This is a genomic window from Sphingobacterium thalpophilum (genome assembly GCF_901482695.1).
Classification (GTDB): Bacteria; Bacteroidota; Bacteroidia; order Sphingobacteriales; family Sphingobacteriaceae; genus Sphingobacterium; species Sphingobacterium thalpophilum.
Genome location: NZ_LR590484.1, coordinates 2511855 through 2529796, shown reverse-complemented (window position 1 = coordinate 2529796; position 17942 = coordinate 2511855). Strand labels below are relative to the sequence as shown.

Annotated in this window: 15 protein-coding genes; 9 read left to right on the top strand and 6 right to left on the bottom strand. The window is 42.9% G+C overall.

The genetic code is table 11. The features are described from left to right. Positions 1 to 13 precede the first annotated feature (13 nt). The 3 genes from FGL37_RS10465 to FGL37_RS10455 all read right to left on the bottom strand — a co-directional run bounded on the left by FGL37_RS10465 (position 14) and on the right by FGL37_RS10455 (position 4184). Positions 14 to 2284, bottom strand: coding sequence for a transglycosylase domain-containing protein (locus tag FGL37_RS10465; protein ID WP_037534354.1), 2271 nt, complete (start codon positions 2282 to 2284; stop codon positions 14 to 16). 351 nt (positions 2285 to 2635) lie between these two features. Further along, positions 2636 to 3115, bottom strand: a complete 480-nt coding sequence (gene ispF, locus FGL37_RS10460; RefSeq protein ID WP_028072032.1) for a 2-C-methyl-D-erythritol 2,4-cyclodiphosphate synthase — start codon at positions 3113 to 3115, stop codon at positions 2636 to 2638. 250 nt (positions 3116 to 3365) lie between these two features. Continuing rightward, positions 3366 to 4184, bottom strand: coding sequence for a glycogen/starch synthase (locus FGL37_RS10455; protein ID WP_028072031.1), 819 nt, complete (start codon positions 4182 to 4184; stop codon positions 3366 to 3368). 148 nt (positions 4185 to 4332) lie between these two features. On the opposite strand from FGL37_RS10455, the gene panC reads away from it, so the two are divergent. The 9 genes from panC (at position 4333) to FGL37_RS10410 (ending at position 13667) form a co-directional block, all read left to right on the top strand. Continuing rightward, positions 4333 to 5181: a pantoate--beta-alanine ligase gene (gene panC, locus FGL37_RS10450; protein WP_028072030.1), complete on the top strand. Its 849-nt coding sequence runs from the start codon at positions 4333 to 4335 to the stop codon at positions 5179 to 5181. A 45-nt stretch (positions 5182 to 5226) separates the two neighbouring features. Next, the gene (gene panD, locus FGL37_RS10445) at positions 5227 to 5577 is read left to right on the top strand and encodes an aspartate 1-decarboxylase (RefSeq protein WP_028072029.1); all 351 of its coding nucleotides are present in this window, start codon (positions 5227 to 5229) and stop codon (positions 5575 to 5577) included. A 92-nt stretch (positions 5578 to 5669) separates the two neighbouring features. Further along, positions 5670 to 6032: a DUF8478 family putative metalloprotein gene (locus FGL37_RS10440; protein ID WP_150113837.1), complete on the top strand. Its 363-nt coding sequence runs from the start codon at positions 5670 to 5672 to the stop codon at positions 6030 to 6032. Positions 6033 to 6400: 368 nt separating this feature from the next. Continuing rightward, positions 6401 to 8737, top strand: coding sequence for a TonB-dependent receptor plug domain-containing protein (locus FGL37_RS10435; RefSeq protein WP_028072027.1), 2337 nt, complete (start codon positions 6401 to 6403; stop codon positions 8735 to 8737). A gap of 13 nt (positions 8738 to 8750) precedes the next feature. After that, positions 8751 to 9218, top strand: a complete 468-nt coding sequence (locus tag FGL37_RS10430) for a thioredoxin fold domain-containing protein (RefSeq protein ID WP_037534351.1) — start codon at positions 8751 to 8753, stop codon at positions 9216 to 9218. A 75-nt stretch (positions 9219 to 9293) separates the two neighbouring features. Beyond that, a complete protein-coding gene (locus FGL37_RS10425; RefSeq protein ID WP_028072025.1) occupies positions 9294 to 9941 on the top strand; it encodes an FKBP-type peptidyl-prolyl cis-trans isomerase in 648 nt (215 codons plus the stop codon). A 63-nt stretch (positions 9942 to 10004) separates the two neighbouring features. Continuing rightward, the gene (locus tag FGL37_RS10420) at positions 10005 to 10655 is read left to right on the top strand and encodes an FKBP-type peptidyl-prolyl cis-trans isomerase (protein ID WP_028072024.1); all 651 of its coding nucleotides are present in this window, start codon (positions 10005 to 10007) and stop codon (positions 10653 to 10655) included. A 612-nt stretch (positions 10656 to 11267) separates the two neighbouring features. Further along, on the top strand, positions 11268 to 12911 hold the full coding sequence (locus FGL37_RS10415) for an NAD+ synthase (RefSeq protein WP_028072023.1): 1644 nt from the start codon (positions 11268 to 11270) through the stop codon (positions 12909 to 12911). Between the two features lie 186 nt (positions 12912 to 13097). Further along, positions 13098 to 13667 carry a DUF4136 domain-containing protein gene (locus tag FGL37_RS10410; RefSeq protein ID WP_028072022.1) on the top strand — a complete coding sequence of 190 codons (570 nt, stop codon included), beginning with the start codon at positions 13098 to 13100 and terminating at the stop codon, positions 13665 to 13667. A 99-nt stretch (positions 13668 to 13766) separates the two neighbouring features. On the opposite strand, the gene FGL37_RS10405 is transcribed toward FGL37_RS10410, so the two are convergent. From FGL37_RS10405 to FGL37_RS10395, 3 genes are all read right to left on the bottom strand, one after another. Beyond that, positions 13767 to 14804: a GntR family transcriptional regulator gene (locus tag FGL37_RS10405; RefSeq protein WP_028072021.1), complete on the bottom strand. Its 1038-nt coding sequence runs from the start codon at positions 14802 to 14804 to the stop codon at positions 13767 to 13769. A 71-nt stretch (positions 14805 to 14875) separates the two neighbouring features. After that, positions 14876 to 16033, bottom strand: coding sequence for a glycoside hydrolase family 88/105 protein (locus tag FGL37_RS10400; protein WP_028072020.1), 1158 nt, complete (start codon positions 16031 to 16033; stop codon positions 14876 to 14878). 79 nt (positions 16034 to 16112) lie between these two features. Beyond that, a complete protein-coding gene (locus tag FGL37_RS10395) occupies positions 16113 to 17921 on the bottom strand; it encodes a RagB/SusD family nutrient uptake outer membrane protein (protein ID WP_028072019.1) in 1809 nt (602 codons plus the stop codon). Between the last annotated feature and the right edge of the window lie 21 nt (positions 17922 to 17942).

Below are 17942 nucleotides of genomic sequence, written 5' to 3'. Positions count from 1 at the left end.
ATACTCACTACTACTAAAACCCCAACCGGTCATCTTTTAATTTCGCATCATCACGTAGACTGGAGTCGGTCGATCCATCTTCTACATCGGATCCACCACCGCCCCAGTACTGGTTACAGTCGATAACGCGTGTCAGTCCACCTTGCGGTTGTTCAAAGTCGCCTTTGGTGTATTTTAAGTTCGAATCTTTATACACCCGTTGCATGAAGTAGGCAAAGACAGGCATAGCAGCTGCCGCTCCTTGTCCGTATTCCATCCGGTCAAAGCTGATTTCGCGATCTTCTGCCCCTGTCCATACCCCAGTTACCAGTTCGGGAGTAACACCTATAAACCAGGCATCGGCGTTACCGTTGGTGGTACCGGTTTTACCTCCAATAGGGTTGGTTAACTTGTATTTCCATTGAATACGGCGTGCCGTTCCCTGGGAAACAACTTTTTTCAACATATCCACGATAATATATGCCGACTCACTGTTCAGTGCTTTGACCACTTTAGGCGCTTTATCGTAAATGGGAGTGCCATTTTTATCTTCAATACGCAGGATAGCTGTTGGTTCGATCCAGGTTCCCTGATTCACAAATGCCGAATATGCTCCGACCATATCAAAGACGGACGCCTCATAGGCTCCTAGCGAGATAGAAGGATAATTAGGCACGTCGCTAGTGATTCCCATACGTTTAGTAAGGGCAGCCACCTCTGCCGCCCCGACCTCATGGATCAAGTATGCTGTGGCATAGTTTTGCGAATATGCAAGTGCTTTGGCCAAGGTAATGGGGTTTCCACCCTGTGCATTTCCCCTCGGAGTCCAGCCATTGTAAGTCTGCTGGTAGTTTGGAATGCTATAACAAGGTGAGTAACCATTGTCTATAGCTACAGCGTAAGTAAAAGGCTTGGCCGTAGATCCCACTTGCCGGGTTCCCATTTTCACCTGGTCATATTTAAAATGTTCAAAGTCAATACCGCCCACCCAAGCTTTGATATGGCCGGTTTTGGGCTCCATGGACATCATGGCGTTGCGCAGCATCAATTTGTTGTACTTGATCGAATCCATAGGCGTCATCAGGGTGTCCACACTTCCTCTCCAGGTGAAGATATTCATCGGCACTTTTACATTGAAGGCCTTTTTGATCTGGTCTTCGCTCCAGCCTTCTTCTTTCAATATACGGTAACGGTCAGAGCGTTTCATACCACTGATCAGCAGCTTCGCTTTATCCCCTTTGAAGGGATCACGATTTTTCCACTGCGCGGCGAATTTGGATTGCAGCTGCCTCATCCATTCCTTCTGTGCATCCTCTGCATATTGCTGCATAGACATATTGATGGTCGTATAGATCTTCAGTCCGTCTCGGTCTAGATCGTATGGCGTACCGTCCGGTTTGGTAATCGACAGTTTGGCAAACTCCTTCTTAATCTCATCCTTCAGTACGGCTCTAAAATAAGGCGCCAGCCCTTCGCCGTAGTTGGCAATCTTGAGCTCTAATCCAAGCGGTTTTTCCTTTGCTTTGGCAGCTTCCTCCGCTGAAATGAAGTTGGCGGCCACCATGTTGTTCAGGACCGTATTGCGGCGCATTCTTGAGCGCTCCGGATATCTCACCGGCGAGTAAGCCCCGGGGCCTTTTAACATACCCACCAATAAAGCTGCCTGATCCGCTGTCAGCTTATCCGGAGTAGTATTGAAATACGTTCTTGCCGCAGATTTGATTCCGTAAGTATTATAAGCACCAAAGTCAACAGTATTAAAATACATGGTGATGATTTCATCTTTGGTATAATTTCTTTCCAGCCTGACTGCAGTGATCCATTCCTGAAATTTTTGGATCACCCGTTTTAAAAAGTTCTTTTGACGGCCATCCGAAAAGAGGTTCAGCGCTAATTGTTGGGTAATGGTACTCCCCCCCTGCTTGTTGCCTGTCAAGGTATGGAAAATCACCGTAATGGTCCGCGAATAATCGATACCCGAGTGATCATAAAAGCGTTTATCCTCAGTGGATACCAATGCTTTGACCAAATAAGGAGAAAGCTCACTATATTTGACGTTGGACCGATTCTGCACGTAGTAGGTCCCCAGTACCTTACGGTCTTCTGTGATGACCTCAGACGCCAAGTTGCTTTTTGGATTCTCCAGATCGCTGAATGAAGGTAATTTCCCAAACAGCCCCAGCCGTACACTCAATATAAACAAAAAGCCCACGGCCACTATGCCGATGACAATCTTCCAAAAATTAAACGTATACCGCTTTATATCGCCTTCAGTAAGCTGATTTTTTTTTGATACTCGCTTCATCTATTTACTTAAGTTTCAGATGTTATTTATAACTCATCTTTGTATATTTTCAATTGCAGTCGAAAAGCCCAGCGTCTGCTATTATGCTGTTGTTTTCTAGACAAAATACGATGCGTTATGATCCATTTTTCCGGTCTATCGAAGTCGTATCGGAGCTTGCATGAACGTTCATTTGTTTCTCTTTGTCGGCATTTGTGTTTGTCATATCCAAAGACGGACATTACACTCTTTCCTACAGACTTCGATATGATTTTATTTCCACGTTATCAGATAACGTGCCAAACAATGCTTTTACCAGAACAAAGGTATTACAATTAAATCAAAAGTCCACATGTTTGCTGGTCTAGTTGTCTATACCCGTTCGATGAGGCAAACTGCATACGCTACGACACCTTCTTTTCGTCCAATAAACCCCATTGTTTCGTTGGTAGTCGCTTTGATTGAAATATCATCGATATCAAGACCTGTTGCTTCTGCCAGCTTCACTTTCATCTGTGGGATATAAGGCTTGATTTTCGGTGCTTCGAGGCACAACATGGCATCGATATTTCCCAGCCGATAGCCTTTGGCCTGAATCAGAGCCATGCATTCTTTCAATAATACCAGGCTACTGATTCCCTTCCAGCGCATATCGGTATTCGGAAAGTGATAACCGATATCTTCTAAATTGGCTGCCCCTAAGATGGCATCACAAATCGCATGTACCAGCACATCCGCATCCGAATGTCCAAAAGCGCCCGCGTGATGCTCCAGCTGAACGCCGCCAACAATAAATGGATGTCCTTCTCTGATCTGATGGACATCGAATCCAAATCCAACTTTAATTTTCATCACTATCTCGTGTACATAGCCATCGACCTGCGTTGGCTGATTATTTATTTACCTGTTTCCAGGCCTGTTCTGGCTCTGTCTCCGCGAAGATAACATTTTACCCACGATAATCTGAAATACCTGGCGTGCCCTTGATCATAAAGATATGGCTTCTAGGGAAGCCGGTCCTAAAATAAAAGAGGCTATCTCTGGTGAAATAGCCTCTTTTATTTGATTGTCTGTTTGTTTCACTAGGGTATATCTGCCCGCTTTATGCTTCCACTTCCACAGGAGCAAATTGATCATATACTTCGCCAAAAGCGTCATAGTCCTGATCACCATTAGGTTCAAACACCTGAATATCTTTGGATTTTGCAAAGTCCACAATTGCTGGATTGACCTGCTGATCGGCTACCACAACCATATCTGTAAAGTGCAGAGCCCCTTTATAGATTGCTTCGTAGCTACCATCGCCATAAACCTTCGCATCTTCAGCCTTAAAAGCCCCTTCAGGTGCCATTTCAGCATATTTCACTCCTAACGTACCTTTAAACTCCTCATTAAACAAGGAATACATCACCTTAGCATCTTTAAATGTCGGGTCATCTTTGTAAGTTGTCTTCACATACGCAGGTACCAAAGCAGAGAACCATCCATGACAGTGGACTACATCTGGTGACCAGCCTAATTTTTTAACAGTTTCCAACGCTCCTTTACAGAAGAACACCGAACGCTCATTATTGTCTGCAAAGAATTCGCCATGCTCATCACTAAAAACTTTTTTACGCTGAAAGTAGTCCTCATTATCCAAGAAATACACCTGCATCCGGGCTGCAGGCAATGAAGCTACTTTAATGATTAGCGGATTATCATTATTATCCACAACAATGTTCAAGCCTGAAAGACGAATTACCTCATGCAATCTATTTCTACGCTCGTTGATATTGCCAAAACGAGGCATCAAGATACGGATTTCAAAACCCTTCTCTTGCATCGCTTGAGGCAGTTGACGTGTGATTTCAGAAATTTTGGTTAATTCGAGGAAAGGCGACATCTCGTGAGTAATAAACAATATCTTCGTTTTTGCCATCTCCAGTTATTTTTATTTATTATTTTCGAACAGTAAAATCGGTCTACAAAGGTACGAAAAAAATACTTACCATGCAATTTACTATCAATCATCGTTTTATATTCCCAAAATAATATGCAACTTTGCCAACAAAAAACTATTTATCATTGTGGAAATTTTCAAAACGAAAGCATCTCTCCAGGCATATCTACAGAAAGCACGCTCATCCCATAAAAAAATCGCCCTAATCCCGACAATGGGCGCGCTACACGAAGGTCATCTCTCCCTGTTGGACTACGCCGGACCGATCAGTGACATCCGGATCTGCAGCATCTTTGTAAACCCTACTCAGTTCAATGATCCCAAAGACCTGGAAAAGTATCCCCGGCCAATTGAAAACGACATCAAATTGCTCGAATCGGCAGGTTGTGATATTCTGTTCATGCCCAATGTAACAGAAATGTACCCAAATAGCAATGAACAATGGCATCTTGACCTTGGCGAACTGGACCGAATCTGGGAAGGAGAAAAACGTCCCGGCCATTTTCAGGGAGTCACGCAGGTGGTGTACAAATTATTTACCCTAGTACAGCCGGATATCGCCTGTTTTGGTCAAAAAGACTTCCAGCAGGTCATGGTTATCAAACGGATGATCGAAATCAAACATTTACCGGTACAATTGGCTATCTGTCCAACTGTCCGGGATAAAAATGGTTTAGCCCTAAGCTCCCGTAATATGCGCCTAAGTGAAGCTGGAAAGACAACTGCGCTGGCACTTTCCCGCGCGCTGCAATATGTTAACGACCATATCAAGGATCAAACTGACCTTAAAGACATTAAGGCACAAGCCCTGGCAATTCTAACATCAACACCCGGCATTACGGTCGAATACTTTGCTATCTGTGAAAGCTCTTCTTTAAAAGAAGTCGATCAGATTGATTTTAGCAAGCAACATGTGGTTCTTGTCACAGCTTGGGTAGAGGGGGTACGGCTGATTGATAATATGATTGTAGAATGATGAAAGGCCCATTACAAAATACCAAAAAAGCTTTACCTTTGCGCCATGGTTATAGAAGTAATGAAATCCAAGATTCACCGCGTGAAAGTTACACAAGCGGAATTGAATTATGTGGGTAGTATCACAATAGATGAAGATTTGATGGATGCCGCAAATATCATCGCCAACGAAAAGGTCCAGATTGTGAACAATAACAACGGCGCCCGTCTGGAAACGTATGTGATCCCCGGACAACGTGGTTCGGGAATCATCTGCCTCAATGGTGCAGCAGCGCGCCTGGTTCAAGTCGGCGATATCGTTATCATCATTTCCTACGCTACAATGGATTTTGAGGAGGCCAAGCAATTTAAGCCTTCCGTCGTATTTCCGGACGACAACAACCACTTAATTAGATAATATTCAGTATTGAATTTTTTTAATTTTTAATTTTAACTTCGTTAAGTTATATCGTATTTTTGAAGCGTTACATGCAAAGTAACGCTTTTTTTATGCAGTCCAAAGCAACAGGAAATATTCGTCAGTTTATTGCATCATTCCAATTGGTATTGATGTCCCTGATTATCATTTCAGGTGTTGTCTTTATGCACAAGGAAGTAAAATCCACCGGTGAAATTGTCATGCACACTCACCCTTACGATTTTACAAAGAAAGAAAAGCCCCAAGAAACCGACGACCAGATCGACTATCTGAACGTTATTTATCAGAATACCTACGTTCAGACAGAATTTACCGTATTGGAGCTTCCTGTCCCACGGGAAGTCCCTAAGACGGATTATCGTACGATCTGTCCAGATGTGTTCGGTATCACAATTGACCACTATTACCTGAGAGGCCCGCCCTGCGTCGCTTAACCAGCATTTTACTTTATATTAACCAGCCTACTGACTTTCATTACCGACAGTGAAGACATGTTTGCACGCAATTAAAACCAAGTGGCATTCAAACATTGTACGCTAATACAGTCTATATAGGGTCTGGCTTTATTTACATTAATATGTGTTCTTCCGGTCAACGCTAAGATAACAGTTTTGGAAAGACTGGCCCACGATCAGGTTGCAACAGCAGGTCTTATGGACCTTCGGAATGGCATATCCGCCTTCTTATCTGATCGTTAGGCAGGTACTGACTATGCTTCTGAAAAAGCATACGCAGGATAGTAGCTATTATTCGAGTGACCGAAGATCGGCATCTATTATTTTATATACATCACAACACAACTATGTTAAAGCAATACACGTTACTCGCTAGCTTACTGGCTGGTACATCCACAATATATGCACAAACACCCCTAGAAGGCCATCTATTCAACAGAAGTCGTGAGCCCATTCCATCGGGCACTGTGACGGTCAAAAATAGCAAATCCGTCACGTCATCAGATACCGCGGGACACTTTAAATTTAATGCGATTACAGGCGCGAAAATCACGTTAAACATCTCGGCGGTAGGTTACCGGTCATTGACGAAGGTCATTGCCATGGACACCATAAAATCACCGGTACAGATCCAGTTGGAAGAAGACAACCTGAACCTGGATGAGGTCGTCGTTTCGGCTACCCGCTACGGTGTCAAACGTAAAGACGCCCCTGTGGTGGTAAACGTGATCGGTCCTAAGCTATTCAACGCGACACAGTCTGTCGCCATGTCCGAAACCTTGAACTACCAGCCCGGTGTACGGGTGGAAAACAACTGTCAGAACTGCGGATTCTCACAAGTGCGGCTAAATGGCCTGGAAGGTCCTTATTCACAGATTCTGATCAATAGCAGAGCTGTTTTCTCGGCCTTGAATAGTGTATACGGCTTAGATCAGATACCGACCAGCATGATTGACCGGATTGAAGTGGTTCGAAGCGGTGGCTCAGCCCTGTTCGGTGCCAACGCCATTGCGGGAACCATCAATATCATCACCAAAGATCCTGTCGAGAATGACTGGCAGGTAAAATCCACCAACTCCCTGATCGACGGAAAAAGCTGGGACAACACTGTGGACTTCAACACCTCACTGGTGGCGGAGGACCTCAAAACCGGCGCCACATTTTATGGTATGCACCGTAATAGGCAATCTTATGATGCCAATGGAGATGGCTTCTCAGAGATTACCAAACTGCGTAACACGACTTTTGGCACCAAAGTATTCTATAAACCCAGTGATCTGGATAAAATCACAGTTGATTTTAGTACAGTCAATGAGTTCCGCCGGGGCGGTGATCAGCTGGACAAAGTCCCGCACCTTACGCAGATTACCGAACAGTTACAGACTAGTTCTGTCGTAGGTGGTATAACCTATGATCATTATTCCGAAGATTATAAACATAAACTGTCCGCATATGGATCTGTACAGAAGACCGTGCGCGACAGTTATTACGGCGGACTAGGCGGTGGCTCAACGTTGGCAGACAGCACCCTGGCTTCAAATGCTTATGGTAAAACGGACGACATAGCCCTCGTTGCTGGAAGCCAGTACACGTATAATTTCGAACGGGACGTATTCACAGCAGGTGTCGAGTTTTCCTACAACGACACACAGGATGAAATCGCTGGTTACAACAGAACCATCGACCAGCGGAGCAAAGGGCTGGGCAGCTATGCTCAATACGAGTGGAAGCCCTTTGCGACATTAAAAACCTTGATCGGTGCCCGCTATGACTATACCTACGTCGACGGTAAATATAGTCTGGCAGGAATAAACCGCAATTCAGATCAACGCTTTGGAACATTCAGTCCACGCCTGACCATACTCTACGACATCAGCAAAGATCTGCAGTTCAGAGGAGGTTATGCCCGCGGCTTCCGAGCTCCACAGGCATTTAATGAAGATATGCACGTCACCTCCATCGGCGGCAACCAGGTATTTGTGCTGATCGGCGAAAACCTGAAAACAGAATACTCCAACGCTTATACCGGATCTTTCAGTTACAACAAAAACTTTGGAAATGTACAGACCAGTATGCTGGTCGAGGGTTTCTATACCGATCTCAACAACCAGTTTGTCAATGTCATGGCTTCAGAGAAAGACGGCCTGATTATCCAGGAAATGCAGAACGGCGAAGGCGCACGCGTATATGGCTCGAATATAGAAATCAATGTGGCTCCCTCATCCTGGCTGACCTTTCAGGCTGGCGGTACCGTACAACGCTCGCGTTATAAGCGTGAGCAGCTTATCTATGAAGGCAAAACAGAATCCCAGGATATCTGGACAAAAAAATATGTCCGGACTCCCAATATCTATGGCTATATGAACAGCAATCTCAAAGCCACCAAACGTCTGGCAGTGGATCTAACCGGTGTATATACCGGTAAAATGATCGTCCCACATATCCAAGATGACATCATGACGCTCAAAGATGCGCGTGATTTTGTTGAACTGAATCTGCGTCTCGGTTATACCTTGCCCATACACAAGCATTTCAGTATCGAGATTTTTGGCGGCGTACAGAACATGTTTAATGCGTTTCAAAAAGATTTTGATAAAGGCCCCTTACGCGACTCCGATTACATATATGGACCTACGCGCCCGCGTACCTATACATTCGGCCTTCGGGTAGGCCACTTTCATTAAATAAACAATTGCTATGAAATATAAATGGAAAGGCAGCTTCCTGTTGATCATGTTGTTTTATCCGCTCCTGCACTTTGGTCAGGAGCGGATAAATTGGGTCAGCTTTGAACAGCTGGACTCTTTAATGGCTGTTGCACCACGCGAGACTCTTCTTTTTATACACACTGACTGGTGTAGTTACTGCAGGAAAATGGAGCAGGAGGTGTTTACAAAAGCAGAGATCGTATCGCGTATCAACAGCTTGTACTATGCCGTAAAGCTCGATGCGGAATCCACACAGCGTATCACTTTTGATCAGAGTATCTGGAAGCCGGCATGGAATGGGAAAAGAAAAGGACAATATCATCCCTTAGCATTACAATTATTACACGGGCGAAAGATGGTCTTTCCCAGCCTATTTCGGTTTGACCGCGACTTCCGTTTAAAAAATTTACAACAAAAATACCTGAATTCAAAACAGTTGAATGATTTTTTAGAATAATTTAACATATTTGTGTAGCGAAACCAATGACCGATGCGTTTTGAGTTTTATAATTAATACACACTTTAAGAAATTATGAAAAATATCACGAAATTTTTGATGGCGTTTTTGTGCCTGGGGATGATTTTTGCATCTTGTAGTAAGGGAGATGATATCAACTGGGATGAACTAGAAGAAAAAGCAAGACAGGAACAAATCCGGAGATATAAGACGAAAAAAGAACAGGCTTTGCAAATAAAAACCTATGCTGAAGCAGAATTTACCAACCCGAAATTCTCTTCTGACTCTACTGGCATATGGTATGAAGTTATTAATGAAGGTACGGGAGACGCATATGATTATACAATACCGGCAAAGGTCAGTGTCAATTACAAAGGCGAATTAATGAATGAAACTGTCTTTGCAGCAACAAAAGAAGGAACGCCTGCTAACTATGCTAATTTGGGCTATACTTTTAATGAAACTACCCAAGGTCAGTTCCTTGGCAGTTGTTGGTACTTTGCATTTCTTCCTGCATCCGTTAATAAAAACGGAATAGAGCAAAAAATATATGGATTATTGGAAAAAGGCCTGAAAAAAGGGTCTAAAATTCGATTTATCACACCTTCCATCTGGGGATTTGATAATAGAGAATATAAAATCGGTGATGGCCCAACAATTCCTGCTAACTCTCCGTTGATATATACCATCGAAGTAGTGAGTATCGAGAAAGCTACAAACTAAAAAAATATTTATATTGTCTAAAGCCATTTTCTCTTAGAAAATGGCTTTTTTTGAAGGAATACCATGAAAAACTTACTATCTACTCTATTAGTTGGACTAACCCTAGCTTCTATCTTTTTTGCTAGTTGTAACAAAGACAATTTTGACTACGATGCCTGGGAAAAAGAACAACTCGAAAAACAACGTATCCAGGATTCTATCAACAAAAAGCGTATCGAAGAACAATATCCCATCATCAAAGAATATGTAGCAGGCAACCAGCTTCAAAATGTTCAATATGTTGATTCACTGGGGATCGCTTACCAACTTCTGGCAGCTGGAGAGGAGACTTCCTATAGCTATTCCTTTAATTCCAGCGGGGGAATAATCGCTCCTGATGTCATTGTAAAATATATTGGCAAACTGGTGCCTAGCGGAACTGTATTCCAACAGACGGAGGAGGGAAAAACAGCTGAATTAAACTTATCTCAAGTAATCCAAGCTTGGAAGATTGCCTTCATTCCAAAATCAATTTCTTATAATGGTAAAGACATACCAGTGGGGGGCCTCACGCTGACAGGTCTGAAAAAAGGGTCTAAAATTCGGATCATCGCCCCTTCTCCTTTCGGCTACGGAGACACAGGAAAACAAGGTTCATCTTCTTCAAGTGTTTCGATTCCTGCTAAGACACCATTAGATTTTACGATAGAGGTTGTTGATATCAAAAACAGATAACCCATTAGAAATTAAACCAGTATACTTTTCAAAAAAGAGATTCTCGATGACTGAATCTCTTTTTGTTTATATATGCAGCGCACTGCCCCAAATCCCATAACAATCAAAACAAGGTAGGATACGCCAGCCTTTCGGCGAACAAGCTGTACCTCGTCGCTTTGCTAAAGGGTAAGATGTCTAATGCTCTCTTATAATCTCAATATACTTCGCAGACTTAATGGGGAACCTATTGGCATGCCTAAAATAAAAAAGCTCGAAGTGGGGAACTCCGAGCTTTACCTAACCAATTATTAACCTAAATTATGAAAAGACCTTTATTTCTTACTTTATATATTTCTTCTGTTTTGATACTTCAAAGATAGTATAGATTCTGCCAGCTGTCAAGAAATTTAACAGCATTTAACGTTGTTAAAATTATGTTAAAACATTTTAGCAACATCCATGTTACATATAGAGGAGCAAGACACAGGATGGTATTTAACCGTAACGAAACGGATAATATCCCGTTCTCAAAAGTCACAATTATAGGCCAGAAAAGCTAGAATAAAAGAAATACTTTCGACAAAAAGAAATAAATTTGTGATTAGATCCCGATGACTAATATACATATACATGAAAATAGCTTTAGCACAATTAAATTACCACATTGGCAATTTTGAAGCAAATACCGCAAACATCATACATGCTATCGAACAGGCCAGATCAGCAGCCGCCGATCTGATCATATTTGCCGAACTGGCGATCGGCGGATATCCTGCCAAGGATTTCTTAAGAAGTAAGGTATTTAGACGTCAATGTGATGAAGCTATCCAGCAAATCGCCAGCCACTGTCAGGATATAGCCTGCATCATTGGTGCTCCCGTGAAAAATAGCGATCCTGAAGGTAAGGAACTGTACAATACTGCCATTTTTATTGAAGATGGTGCCGTCCGAAATATTGTTAAAAAGGGGCTTCTCCCAGACTACGATGTTTTTGATGAATATCGCTACTTCGAGCCAAACAAGCGCTTCCACTGTATCGAACTGAAAGGCGTAAAGATTGCGCTGACTGTTTGCGAGGACCTTTGGGATGACGATGAGGGCGGCAATTCCTATGTTGGCAATCCCATGGCCGAACTACAGCAGGAAAACCCCGATCTGCTGATCAATATTGCGGCCTCCCCATTTTCCTATACACATTTTGATAAACGGGTGACAGTACTCGCGCAACAGGTTAAAAAGTCTAAACGGCCCCTGATTTATGTTAATCAGGTGGGGGCACATATGGATATTATTTTTGATGGCCGCTCAATGGCCCTGAATAACGAAGGAGGAAAAATAGCTGAACTAAAACGATTTGAAGAAGATCTTCAATACGTCACTTATCATCAGCGCAATATTACGTCGACAACAGCTTCGGTCAAGGATGCGGTATCCGATATTGCACTGATCCATGATGCCCTGATTTTGGGACTTCGAGATTATTTTCAAAAATCCGGATTCAGACGAGCCGTGCTGGGATTGTCGGGAGGGCTGGATTCTGCCTTGGTCGCTGCACTGGCCTGTGAAGCCCTTGATGCGGACAACGTCCTGGCCGTTCTGATGCCCTCCGTATATTCTTCGGATCATTCGATCAAAGATGCGCTGGATCTGGTTAATAATACACGCTGCCAACATCATATTGTCCCTATCAAAGCTATTGCAGCGGCATACGAAGACAGCCTGTCTCCTCTTTTTGAGGGGCTGCAGCCTGACACAACCGAAGAAAATATTCAGGCCCGTGCAAGGGCTGTGATCCTGATGGCCATCTCCAACAAGTTTGGCCATATTCTGCTCAATACATCGAATAAAAGTGAAGCCGCCGTGGGATACGGCACCCTTTACGGCGATATGGCCGGTTCCATTTCTGTCATTGGCGATGTTTACAAATCCAAGGCCTACGAATTAGCCCGTTATATCAACCGGGAACGTATCATCATCCCCGTCAATACGATTGAAAAAGCACCTTCGGCGGAATTGCGTCCCGACCAAAAGGACTCGGACTCGCTGCCCGAATATGAATTGCTCGACAGCATCTTATTTGAATTGATTGAAAATGAGAAGACAGGATCAGAAGTTGTAGCAATGGGATTTGAAAAATCGTTAGTAGAAAGAGTAAGCAAGCTTGTTAATAATGCGGAGTTTAAGCGCTTTCAGGCGCCCCCAATTCTGCGAGTTACCCCAAAAGCATTTGGTACGGGAAGACAAATCCCCTTAGTGGCAAAATATCCGTATTAATTTTACAATAGAGGTTAAACCATGTGTGCTGTTTTTTGTCTAATATTAATAAATTTAAAATGCAGTCCCTACGCTATGAAGTTAAAGGGATAATGCCATAACAAGCTGCTGGATTCGTACAATCTTAGCGGCGAAAAAATACGAACAAAAAATTAGTTAAATAAAATATTAAGTTCCATATAGGCCATGAAGAAGATTCTTTTATTTTTGGTGCTCTGCGTTGCACTGGCATCATGTTCATCTTACCAATACAATACTACGCGGGTAGAAAAGATGGATTTTACACCGTTCAAAACGTATGCTTGGTTACCTCCTGTTGACTCGCTTTCAAAATCCTATTTTGACAATGATATTGCCAAAACGAATATTTTGGATGCGGCCAACGCTGCTTTAGAGGCGAAGGGACTTCAGTATACAAAAGATAATCCGGACCTTCTATTCCGTTACATTGCTATTGTCAACAACAAAAGCCGTCTTGTATACGGAAGTGCATATTACGGATGGGGCGGCCCCTGGGGTTGGTACCGGCCATGGTTTTCACCTTATTTTTATGGCGGCGGATATTACCCTGTGGCAAAAGAACGCTACCGCTATGGCCACCTGATCATCGAAGCCATAGACCGCAAGACCAATTCCGTGATCTGGCAGGCCCGTGGCTCGGGAGACGTTGATAACCCAGAAAAAGCAATCAATAACATCAGTAAAGTAGCAACCGGCGTGATTGATCTTTTCCCTGTAAAAACATTAAAGAAATAAATTCAGCTAAGAAAGCAAGATTCTCGGATAGCCGATAATCTTATTGCTATAGATCAAAAAAAGACTGGTTGTGATGCAACCAGTCTTTTTCTATTAGAATCAGACTGAAGGTCTTAACTTTAGGTAGAATGGTACCTCGACCCGTTCTTTCGATTTGTTCATAATCAATTCTGCAGCTAGTCTCCCCATCATCTCAAAATCAGTAGATATCGTCGTAATACCATTTAATATGAATTTCTTCAAGGGGGTTTCATTGTAGGAGATGATCCCTACATCCTTGCCGATGACCAATTTATTTTGAATCACCTTATTCAGCAGCTTCACCAGATCGTCTTCAATAATATTGATATAACAGGTGCCTTTCTCCACTTTTTCCTCATCGATGTCCGATACTAACTCATGTTCAAAAGCAAATTGCTGGCAAAACTTATAAAAGCCTTTGATAATAGCTTTTGGGAAATCACTATAGTCGGGAAATACCAGCTTTAAGCTTTTATACTTACTCAGCACCTCGTTTGCCTCCTCCAGAGCATTGTAAATATCCCGTTCATAATTTTCATATACTGCTGGAAAATCGCCGGGCACATCCTCGATAAATTTACCCAATAGCATCAATTTTTCTGCTGGGATCTTGCGGATGATGTCCGGAGCTTTATCCCTTCCTTCTTTAAAATGTGGAAACAGCACGTAGTAATCATAAGTTTTGGTCAGGCTGCCCAAAAGGTTATTCAGATATGATAGATCCGAATTATAAACAAAAAGATCCAGGTTGGCAAAATCACCCAGTTCCCTCGCAAAAGAGTCGTAAACTATTTTTTTATGGGCACTCAGTTTGTTGAGGAAAAGCGCAATCTTAAGTTTTGACTGGACGTCGGTCTTATTCACATAATAGCCCTTCCCCGGATTTGAAGCAATAATCTCATTTTTCTTTAGATAACGGTAAGCCTTTTCGACCGTATCGCGGGATATCTCAAGGTATGCACTCAGTTCGTTAATGGAGGGCAGCATGTCATTCCGAACCAATGTTTCATTTTTTACAGCATCAATAATTGTATTTGCCAGCTGCAAATACTTTGGAGTAGCAGAGAAGTCACTAATTTCCAGGGTTTTTAAAAATTGATTTACGGAACTGGTCATTGTTAGATTTTAATAATTATAAAATTAATGATTTGTTTATAAATATTTAAATAAAAGACCTGAATCCTCCATCAAAAACCTGCTTCTATACAGCCCATGATAAATGGACCGGTTGCCTTGGTATCATTCTTCCGGACCCGCTCACCGACATAGTAGTCATAGCTACCATCACGGTAGGGACTTCCGCCCAATCCAGCCACAGCGTTACATTGGATCAATGTCCAAGCTCCATTTTCACGTTTCAATAATTTTTTTCGAATACCACGATATAATCGATCCACCAGAGTACGGTAGCTCTCCTGCAGATACTTTTTATGGATACCTTTGGCATAAGCGTATAGCAACATGCTGTTTACCGACGCCTCCTGATAATTTCTCTCGCGCTGCGGCTGGTCAATGACCTGCCACCACAGGCCCTCTTGATCTTGATATCTCGCCAGACTCTCCGCCAGGGACTGCAGCAATTGAATTAGCGCAGGTCTTCTTGGATGACGCGCGGGGAGATCATCCAGCACATCAATGACCGCCATATAATACCAGCCGATGCTTCTTCCCCAAAAATTGGGAGACTGCCCCGTCTGCGGATTTGCCCAGGCCTGCTTCTTACTTTCATCCCACGCGTGGTAATATAATCCGGTCGCCGCATCAAAGGTATGTTTGGCCGTAATCAGAATCTCGTCGACAGCCTTATCGTAATAGCGGTCATCGCCAACCATTTTAGCGTACTTTGTCAAAAATGGTGCAGTCATATAAACGCCGTCGAGCCAGACCTGATGGGGGTAAATCAATTTGTGCCAGTAAGCGCCCTCAAGCGTAGTCGGCTGATACTTCAGTTGATGCGCCAATGATTCTATAGCCAGTCTATATTTTTCCTTTTTGGTCTTTTCATAAAGTTCAAATAATATTTTTCCCGGGTTGATATAGTCCACGTTATACGTACTGAGCTCATATAAGTGGATTTGCCCCTTCTCATTGATTAAAGTATCGGCCCATTTTTCCACATAGTTGAAGTATTTTTTATCTCCTGTCTTTTCGAAAACCTTTAACATGGCAAGACAACCTAAGCCTTGCGCATAACCGAAATAAAGCCGTTTGCCGTGATCTAATTGCCAAGCTTCAGGGAAACGTTTCATTTCTGCATCTGCAAACTGCTGGTACATGGGCTGTGCTGTTATGGTTAGCGCACTGACCACTAGAAATACTATTAAGGTTATTTGTCGGAATATCATCGTTGTGTTATCAAAAGTAGGGTTACGATTACCGCTATCTCCCCATCCCTACAGGGCAGGGAAATAGTAGGTTGTCCTCTTAATAAAGTGGATGCTGTTGGCCTGTAAGCCCCGGATTATTATCAATTGTTGAGGTACTTAACGGCAGTATCTCCACTTTATTTTTTTCTAAGCCCCTAAAAATATTATTTACCCAAGTCGCTGTTGGCGTCAATGCATTGGCAAAGAAGATCGACTGGTTACTATACATATCCAGGAGTGTATACCCTTGGTCTGTTAGCTCTGCCCTTTTTGAAGCATCGGGAATCTCTTTAAATGAAATAAACTCTTGAGCAACCAGAGGATCATTAAAGGTATTGGCCGCTGTCATTCTATATGCCCGAAAGAGATCTATATTTGCATATTTTCCTGTATGTGAAGCAAGGTCCAATAGGTCTTGCTTCGTCTGGGTCAACTTCTCGAATAAAATTCCCCATCGTATCAAATCAGTCCGCCGCCATCCTTCAAAGCCCAACTCAAGCTTACGTTCTTGAATAAGAGCTTCCCTAAACCCTTGGTAGGAGCTTGGTGTCAGTCCGATTTTACTTTTATCGTTTTTAAAAGCACGTAAACGAACCTGCTCATACATATCTTTCGCTGTTGCCGTTGGTCCCTGATTGATTTCATTTTCCGCCTCCGCATACATCAACAGGATATCCGCATACCGCAATTCGATCCAATTAATATCTCGTTTGTTTACAGCAATGCCTTTCTCCGATTTCCAGTTGACACGGAACTTACCTATTGTGTTGCTCGCATAAGTATTCATTTGGTGTTTACTGTCCGCGGTGATTGAGTATGTTGCAATTGCAACGTCACGACGGCTGTCGCCTTCCTCAAATTCGAAATAATATGTCGGAAATGCGGCCATTGCCGGTTGCGCTTTGCCATAAAAAGAATTTGTATGAGAAAAAAAACCATTTGTATACCCAATCTGTGCATCGTTACGATCTGCGCCCTTTTGACCATATTCCAACATCGATTCATTATCGTACTTGCCATTGATGACATTCCTGAATATTGTTTCGTAGTCGATCAAACTATTTTCTCCCCTTTCTACAACAGCTTTGCAGGCATCTCGGGCAATTTGATATAACTGTTGTATCCTAGCCTGATCCGAGCGTTTGCTCAGCTGGACGCTACTTGCTGAATACGAGTTTAAATCCCATCGTAGGGAGTATCCTGCCGCATATAAAGCCGTACGTGCCAATAGTCCATAGGCCGAATTCTTTGAAATACGTTCTACCGATAGACCGGACTCGCTTTTCCATGGGAGTAAAGTAATTGCCTTTTGTAAATCTTCGATACAACCCTCCAAAATAGTGTCACGGCTAACGCGTGAAGAAGTAAAGCTTCCCGCATCGACGACGGGAATACGTGGAAAAGGAACATCGCCAAAATAACGTACCACATTCAACATATTCTTGGCACGTATCGCCAGCGATTCCCCAAGTAGCATATCCAATTTACGCTTTTCAGCCTCCGTCTGAGGCTGCATCAACGGAATATTTTTAATTAACACATTAGCTTGTTCAACACCGGAGTACATGGCTGTATAAGTCGACGATGGACTTGTTGCCGGCGTATAAACATAATTGGAAACCTGATTCTTTGAGTTGGTCTCACCCTCAGTTGAAAAACATTCATCTGTGCCCATACCGAGTTGATAGTACAATTCAGTGTTAAACACACTGGTATAAGCCCCCAGTAAAGCCATTTCAACACGATCCGCATTCTCAAAAATATTATTGCTATCGTAATCGCTTTGAGAAGGAAGATCCAAAAATTTCTTGCATGATCCTGTTGTCAACAAGCAGGCCACGCATAAGATGCTGACTATTCTTTTCATTGGAATATTGTTATTTTGCCT